General features: G+C 40.6%; 5 protein-coding genes. 4 read left to right on the plus strand and 1 reads right to left on the minus strand.

Going from position 1 to position 7731, the window contains the following annotated elements:
- The first annotated feature begins 2 nt into the window (after positions 1 to 2).
- Positions 3 to 2360 (plus strand): alpha-xylosidase, encoded by a 2358-nt coding sequence (gene yicI, locus ACQRD1_RS05465; protein WP_235233095.1) that lies wholly within the window; start codon positions 3 to 5, stop codon positions 2358 to 2360.
- On the opposite strand, the gene ACQRD1_RS05470 is transcribed toward yicI, so the two are convergent.
- Positions 2357 to 3037, minus strand: coding sequence for a YesL family protein (locus tag ACQRD1_RS05470; protein ID WP_235233096.1), 681 nt, complete (start codon positions 3035 to 3037; stop codon positions 2357 to 2359). The two genes, yicI and ACQRD1_RS05470, sit on opposite strands and share 4 nt — an antisense overlap.
- 75 nt (positions 3038 to 3112) lie before the next feature.
- Here ACQRD1_RS05470 and ACQRD1_RS05475 point away from each other — a divergent pair, with 75 nt between their 5' ends.
- From ACQRD1_RS05475 to ACQRD1_RS05485, 3 genes are read left to right on the plus strand one after another with little or no spacing between them, the layout of a single operon-like run.
- On the plus strand, positions 3113 to 5083 hold the full coding sequence (locus ACQRD1_RS05475; protein ID WP_235233097.1) for a glycoside hydrolase family 127 protein: 1971 nt from the start codon (positions 3113 to 3115) through the stop codon (positions 5081 to 5083).
- A complete protein-coding gene (locus tag ACQRD1_RS05480) occupies positions 5080 to 6045 on the plus strand; it encodes an aldo/keto reductase (RefSeq protein WP_235233098.1) in 966 nt (321 codons plus the stop codon). The genes ACQRD1_RS05475 and ACQRD1_RS05480 overlap by 4 nt, the downstream gene beginning before the upstream one ends.
- A 12-nt stretch (positions 6046 to 6057) precedes the next feature.
- Positions 6058 to 7719 carry a glycoside hydrolase family 13 protein gene (locus tag ACQRD1_RS05485; protein ID WP_235233099.1) on the plus strand — a complete coding sequence of 554 codons (1662 nt, stop codon included), beginning with the start codon at positions 6058 to 6060 and terminating at the stop codon, positions 7717 to 7719.
- Positions 7720 to 7731: the final 12 nt, after the last annotated feature.

The raw sequence follows: 7731 nt of genomic DNA on the forward strand, positions 1-7731 counted from the left end.
ATATGAAATTTACAGAAGGTTATTGGGAGAAAAATGAAAGAGCAAATGCACTACATGCCGCACAGGCGTTTATTGTAGAAAAAATACCACATGGTATGAAAGTTGTAGCTCCGACAAGAGTGATTACTGATCGTGCAGGGGCATTGGATGTATCTACGATTACAACAGAATTTACGTCTATCAGAAAAGATATTATCAGCGTGAGAAGTTATCATTATGAAGGATATGATAAAAAAGAGCCACGTTATGAACTATTTGAAGATTATCAGGATACAGAAGTAGAGATTAATGAAAAAGAAGCGGTAATGACAGCAGGAAATGTGGCAGTAAGGGTTAACCGTGAAGATTTTAAAGTAACATTTGAGGCAGATGGAAAGGTACTGACAAGTATTGGTTTCCGTAACCTTGGATATATGCAGTATGACAGAAAGACATTGACAAAATTTCCAGAAGACAATTATATGGCAGCTGATTATAAACCATATATGATGACAGAGCTTTCTCTTGATGCAGGAGAATGTGTATATGGTCTTGGCGAGCGCTTTACAGCTTTTGTTAAGAATGGGCAGGTTGTAGATTGCTGGAATGAAGACGGAGGAACTTCTTCACAGATTTCTTATAAAAACGTTCCTTTCTATGTGACAAGCAAAAATTATGGGGTATATGTAGATCACAGTGACAATGTTTCTTTCGAGATTGCAAGTGAAAAAGTTGAAAATGTCGGATTTTCTGTAGAGGGAGAAGAAATCCGTTATCATATTATCTATGGAAAGACCATGAAGAATGTACTGGAGACTTATACAGATCTTACAGGTAAGCCAGCACTTCCACCGGCCTGGTCTTTTGGCCTGTGGCTTACAACATCATTTACCACAAATTATGATGAAGAAACCACAAGTTCTTTCATCAATGGAATGGCAGAGCGTGATATTCCGCTTCGTGTATTCCACTTTGATTGTTTCTGGATGAAGGAATTCCACTGGTGTGATTTTGAGTGGGATGAAAGAACCTTCCCAGATGTAAAGGGTATGCTTGACCGCTATAAGAAGAAAGGACTTAAGATCTGTGTATGGATTAATCCATATATTGCACAGGGAACCGCATTCTTCCGTGAAGGAATGGAAAAGGGATATCTGGTGCAGAGAGCTGACGGAAAAGGTATTAAGCAGATTGATAACTGGCAGCCGGGAATGGGTCTTGTAGACTTCACTAATCCTGATGCAGTTGCATGGTATACTGGAAAATTGAAGACATTGCTGGATATGGGAGTTGACTGCTTCAAGACTGATTTTGGTGAAAGAATTCCAATTGATGTGAAGTACTTTGACGGTTCAGATCCGAAGAGCATGCATAACTATTATACGAATCTTTACAACAGATGTGTATTCAAGCTTCTGGAGCAGGAGCGTGGAGAAGGCGAGGCAGTTCTTTTCGCAAGAAGTGCTACTGTTGGCGGACAGCAGTTCCCGATTCACTGGGGTGGCGACTGCTCAGCAACCTATCCATCTATGGCAGAAAGCCTTCGTGGAGGACTTTCCTTCGTACTATCCGGATTCTCATTCTGGAGCCACGACATGGGTGGATTTGAGATGACAGCAACTCCTGATGTATATAAACGTTGGCTGCAGTTCGGTCTGTTATCTACACACAGCAGATTACATGGATCAAAGAGTTATAGAGTACCATGGTTGTTTGATGAAGAATCCGTTGATGTATGCCGTGCATTTACAAAACTGAAAGCAAGGCTGATGCCATATATTTATCGTATTGCAGTAAACTCACATGAGACTGGTGTACCATCTATGAGACCGATGGTTCTGGAATTCGATAATGATCCGGCAGTCAGATATCTGGATATGCAGTATATGCTTGGTGACAGTATTCTTGTTGCACCAATCTTCCGTGAAGATGGCAATGTTGACTATTACCTTCCAAAGGGAACATGGACACATCTGTTATCTGGAGAGACAAGAGAAGGCGGCACATGGCAGAATGATACATACGATTACTTCTCACTGCCGGTATACGTAAGAGAGAATACACTCCTTGCCATGGGTGCAGAGGAAGACCGTCCGGACTATGATTATACAAAGGATGTACAGTTGCAACTCTATGCATTGAAAGATGGATGTGAAGCTGACTGTGAGATCACGGATCTGAAGGGAAATATTGTTTTAACAGCGAAGGCTTCTAGAACTGGAAATAAGATTACAGTTACTGTATCTGAGATCACAGAAGGTATGACATATCTTCTTGTCAATGTAAAAGAAGCAAAAAATATTTCCGGTGCAAAAGCAGAGACCACAGAAAAAGGTATCGTATTAACACCGGAAAGTAAAGAAGTAGTAATTGAGCTTTAATTCTCTGTCATATCAGGAGAATCCGAGTCTTCTTCGGAAGACTCGGAAGGCTCTTCTCTTATATACTTCGGAAAGATCTTATAATCAAAAATGTAGGATGTGCATAATGTAATCAGAGCAAAACCAAATAACAGCCAGAGCATATAGATAAAACTGAGACTTGCTGGAATCATCAGTGTCAGAACGGTTGGAACGATCAGGATGACCAAGATACAAAGTGTCCACTGAAAGCTTCCGACTCCCATTAAAAAGGCATTCTTAATGATATTACCAGTTGTGTTCTTAAATTTTGCCAGAACAGGAAAGGCGAAGGAAAGCATAAAAGCAATTAATGTAAATATCAAATATGCTCCGATCAAAAGTGGCTGGTATTTTCCCGCATTTGAAGAACTGTAGATACGTATATCTGCAAGCATGATAAATAACAGAAGAAGAGACGGTATCCAGATAGAAGTTGCCTGTTTAAAATTAGCTTTAAAAGCTTTGAAAAAGCTGCGTGCAATATATCCTTCCTGATCACGGGACATTTTAAGTGTTACAGAATACAATGCAGTTACAGAAGCACCGATTGTGATAATCGGGAGACAGCAGAGTAAGAATATCAGATTTAATATGCAAAGATCTGCCATCTTATTTAAGAAACGGAATACCGGGCCGTCCATATTAAAAATACTCATAAAAATACCTCCTTTGTATGAGAGGTATTATACTAAAAGATAGTGTGAAATGCAAGCAAGAAGGGGGTTTTAGACATGGGCGAATATCGTTTGCTCAAGAAAGATGAATGTGATATCAAAGACTCATTTTGGAGTTATTATATAGATTTGGTGAGAGATAAAGTCATTCCCTATCAGTGGGAGATATTAAATGACCGTATTGAGGATGCGGAACCGAGTCATGCAATCGACAATTTCCGTATTGCTGCCGGGGATATAGAGGGACATTTTTATGGCGAAGTATTTCAGGACAGCGATGTATCAAAATGGCTGGAAGCTGTTGGTAATATATTAATGCTTTCCAGGGATGAAAAACTGGAAGCACAGGCGGACAGTGTGATTGATATTATTGCAAGAGCACAGGATGAAAGCGGATATCTTGACACCTACTTTCTGATTGAAGCACCGGAGAAAAAATGGACCAATATATTGGAGTGTCATGAGTTATACTGTGCAGGACATTTTATCGAAGGAGCTGTTTCCTATTATCTTGCGACCGGCAAGAAAAAGGTGTTTGATGTGGCGGTAAAACTTGCGGATTATCTCTATGAGATGTTTGGAAAAGAAGAAGGAAAGCTGCACGGTTATCCGGGACATCAGGAGATAGAGATTGCTTTGTTAAAGTTATATGATGTAACTGGCAATGAGAAGTATTTTGAACTGGCACAGTATTTTATTGACACCAGAGGTACGAATCAGTTTTTTGAGGAAGAATTTGAGAAGCGTGATCATGTCTGCCAATGGACACAGGCCAAGGTAGAGGAGCCAAATCGCTGGTACAATCAGTTCCCTTATAGTTATTATAATCAGTTCCATCTGCCGGTGCGTAAGCAGAAGGAAGCGGTCGGACATGCGGTGCGAGGTGTCTATATGTATACCGCGATGGCTGATATTGCATCCAGAACAAAGGAAAAAGAGCTTTTTGATGCCTGTAAAAATATATGGAATAACATTGTAAAAAAACAGTTGTATATTACTGGAGGAATCGGCGCAACTCATTCCGGAGAAGCATTCACGGTGGCATATGATCTTCCGAATGATACGAATTATTCGGAGACGTGCGCGTCCATTGGACTAGTGTTTTTTGCACAGAAGATGCTGAAAAATGAAGTGGACAGAACATATGGAGATGTGATGGAGCAGGCACTTTATAATACAATTCTTGGTGGTATGAATTATGAAGGAAACAGATTTTTCTATGTAAATCCATTGGAAGTTGTCCCAGAGACTTGTCTTGGCAATACAGAGCGTAATCATGTGAAGCCGGTTCGCCAGAAATGGTTTTCCTGTGCATGCTGCCCTCCGAATATTGCTCGTACAATAGCGAGTCTGTGGCAGTATATTTACACTGCAGATGAAGATACTGCTTATGTCCATTTATATATAGGAAATGAGTCGGAGATTCAATTGACCGGTAATACGTTGCGCATCAGACAGACAACGGATTATCCGTGGAGTGGGAAAGTGGTACTTGAAATCAATGCGGATACTGAAGAGCCGATGACAGTCGCATTGCGTATTCCAACGTGGAGTGAAGACAAGTATAGTATCTGTGTGGATGGTGTCTGCCAGGATATCTGTGCAGAAAAAAATGGTTATGTACAAATAAAAAGAAACTGGAAAGGTAATCATCAGATTACCCTGGAACTTAAAATGGAGCCGAAACTGGTGCAGGCTAATCGTAAGATTCATTATAATGGCGGCCGTGCCGCGTTAGTATGTGGACCAGTAGTATATTGTCTGGAAGAAGCAGATAATGGGAAATATCTGAACCAGATCTTAGTAGATGCCAAGAGTGATTGGAAGGTAACAGAAGGAACTCTGGGAGGAAAGAGCTTGATTCTCGAAGGAAGGGGATGGCGTGAACAATCTCAGACAGATGAAGAATCCCTTTATCATGTATATCATGAAGAAAGAGAAGAGATCACGATAACTGCTGTGCCGTATTTCCTGTGGAATAATCGTAGTGATGGAGAGATGCAGGTATGGATGAGGGTAGGAAGATGATGAAGAAATTAATTTTAAAAGGAACAGATCTGGAGCTCAGTAATGTCTGCCTCGGAACAGCTAATTTTGGTGAGAAATTGACGAAAGAGCAGGCTTATGAGGTTCTTGATACTTATGTTGCGGCAGGTGGCAATTTTATTGATTCTGCCAATGTATATTGTAAATGGATTGAAGAACTTGGTAATTGCAGTGAACAGTATCTTGGGAGTTGGCTGCGGGATCGAAAGGCTTATAATAAGATTGTCATCGCTACCAAGGGAGGTCATTACGATTTTAAAGCACCGGAAATCTCCAGAGTAAGAGAAGAGACAATTCGTGCAGATCTGGAGGAAAGTCTTCAGACATTGGGAGTTGATCATATTGATTTTTACTGGCTTCACAGAGATGATGAATCTGTAGATATTACAGAGATCGTCGATATTATGGAAACGCTTGTAAAAGAGGGGAAGATTCGATATTATGGTGCTTCAAATTATAAGCAATATCGAATAGAGCAGGCTGTATCATATGCAGAAGAAAAGGGATTCCAGGGATTTACTGCTGTGTCAAATCAGTGGAGTATGGCTAGAGTGAATCCGGGAGGAAATATGAATCAGGATCCGTCACTTGTGTTGATGGATTCAGATTATTATCAATGGCATAAGCGCAGCAAGATGCCGATTATTCCGTTTTCTTCCAGTGCCCATGGCTTTTTTGATAAACTAGACCGAAAGTTGAAGATGGAGGAAGATATGAAAAAAGCTTATATGAACCAGGATAATCTGGAGATGTATCAGACATTGTGCAAATTACGGAAAGAGACAGGGGCATCATTATATGCTCTTTCCATTGCATGGCTTACGAATCAGCCGTTCCAGACATTGCCGGTGGCAGCTGTCTCCCGGCCAGAGCAATTGGATGATTTTGTTGCTGCAAGCAGTTTGAAGCTAGAAAAAGATGTGATAGAAAAATATAGTCTGTAGGAGGAAAAGAGTATGAAACAGTGGTGGAAAGAGAGTGTTATTTATCAGATTTATCCGAGAAGTTTTGCGGACAGTAATGGAGATGGAATCGGAGATTTGAACGGAATTACAGAACATCTGGATTATCTGAAAGAACTTGGCATAGACGTTATCTGGCTTTCTCCGGTATATCAGTCCCCGAATGATGACAATGGATATGATATCTCAGATTATCGTGCGATCATGAAAGAATTCGGAACCATGGATGATTTCGACCGGATGCTTCAGGAAGCTCATAAACGTGGTATTAAGATTGTTATGGATCTGGTGGTAAACCATACATCTGATGAACATGCATGGTTTGTAGAAAGCAGAAAATCAAAAGACAATCCATACCGTGATTATTATATCTGGAAAGAAGGAAAAGATGGCAAAGAACCAAATAACTGGGGATCTAATTTCGGTGGCTCCGCATGGCAGTACGATGAGGCAACGGATATGTATTATCTGCATTGCTTCTCCAAAAAGCAGCCAGATCTGAACTGGGAAAATGAAAAGGTCAGAGAAGAAGTCTATGATATGATGACCTGGTGGTGCGAGAAGGGCATTGATGGATTCCGTATGGATGTCATTAACATGATATCAAAGGATCAGTCATTCCCGGATGGAACAGTCGATGACGGCTTATATGGCAATCATCAGCCGTTCGTATGTGATGGACCAAGAATTCATGAGTATCTGAAAGAAATGAATCAGAAGGTACTTCAAAAGTATGATATTATGACGGTGGGAGAGGCGTTGAATACCAAAATTGATCATGCAATGCAGTATGCCGGTGAAGATACCAACGAATTAAATATGGTCTTTCATTTTGAACATGTATCGCTGGGTGAAACAATCGTTGGAAAATGGACTAACAAAAAGGTTCCGTTAAGAGAATTAAAAGATACGTTGAATAAATGGCAGATTGAATTCGAAGGAAAGGCATGGAACAGTCTGTATCTGGATAATCATGATCAGCCAAGGGCCGTGTCCAGATTTGGAAATGACAGCCCGATGTTCCGTGTAGTTTCTGCAAAAATGCTTGCTACCTGCCTGCATATGATGAAAGGTACTCCATATGTATTCCAGGGAGAGGAACTGGGTATGACCAATGCATATTATGATAATCTGGAAGATTACAGAGATATCGAGACCATCAATGCATTTTATGAACTGACAGAAAACGGTCTGGTCACAGAAGAAGAGATGATGGAATGCATTAAGAATATCGGACGTGATAATGCCAGAACTCCAATGCAGTGGGATAAGAGTCCAAATGCCGGATTCACCACCGGAACTCCATGGCTTAAGGTGAATCCAAATTATATGCTGATCAATGCAGAAGATGAGAGGAAAGATCCAAACAGCGTCTTCCATTACTATAAGAAGCTGATTGCTCTTCGTAAAGAATATGAGATTATCGTATATGGTAAATTCGGAAGTCTCTTGGACGAAAGTGAAGAGATCTATGCATACGAAAGAACCCTTGGAAATCAGAGAATGATCGTTGCTTGTAACTTCACAGACAAGGAAGTTGCCTGCGATTTATTCGAGAACACAGAAGATGGAAAAGAGTTGATTTCAAACTATAAACAACACAAAGATGGATTATTAAGACCTTACGAGGCGAGAGTGGTACTGTTGGCTCAGTAGGTTTTGTTGTCA

Source organism: Bariatricus sp. SGI.019 (assembly GCF_050315235.1).
In the GTDB taxonomy this organism is placed as follows: domain Bacteria; phylum Bacillota; class Clostridia; order Lachnospirales; family Lachnospiraceae; genus JAFBIX01.

Coding starts and splice junctions, on each gene's coding strand:
- ACQRD1_RS05470 (WP_235233096.1), bottom strand. CDS start 3,037: ATGAGTATTTTTAATATGGACGGCCCGGTATTCCGTTTCTTAAATAAG.
- ACQRD1_RS05485 (WP_235233099.1), top strand. CDS start 6,058: ATGAAACAGTGGTGGAAAGAGAGTGTTATTTATCAGATTTATCCGAGA.
- yicI (WP_235233095.1), top strand. CDS start 3: ATGAAATTTACAGAAGGTTATTGGGAGAAAAATGAAAGAGCAAATGCA.
- ACQRD1_RS05475 (WP_235233097.1), top strand. CDS start 3,113: ATGGGCGAATATCGTTTGCTCAAGAAAGATGAATGTGATATCAAAGAC.
- ACQRD1_RS05480 (WP_235233098.1), top strand. CDS start 5,080: ATGATGAAGAAATTAATTTTAAAAGGAACAGATCTGGAGCTCAGTAAT.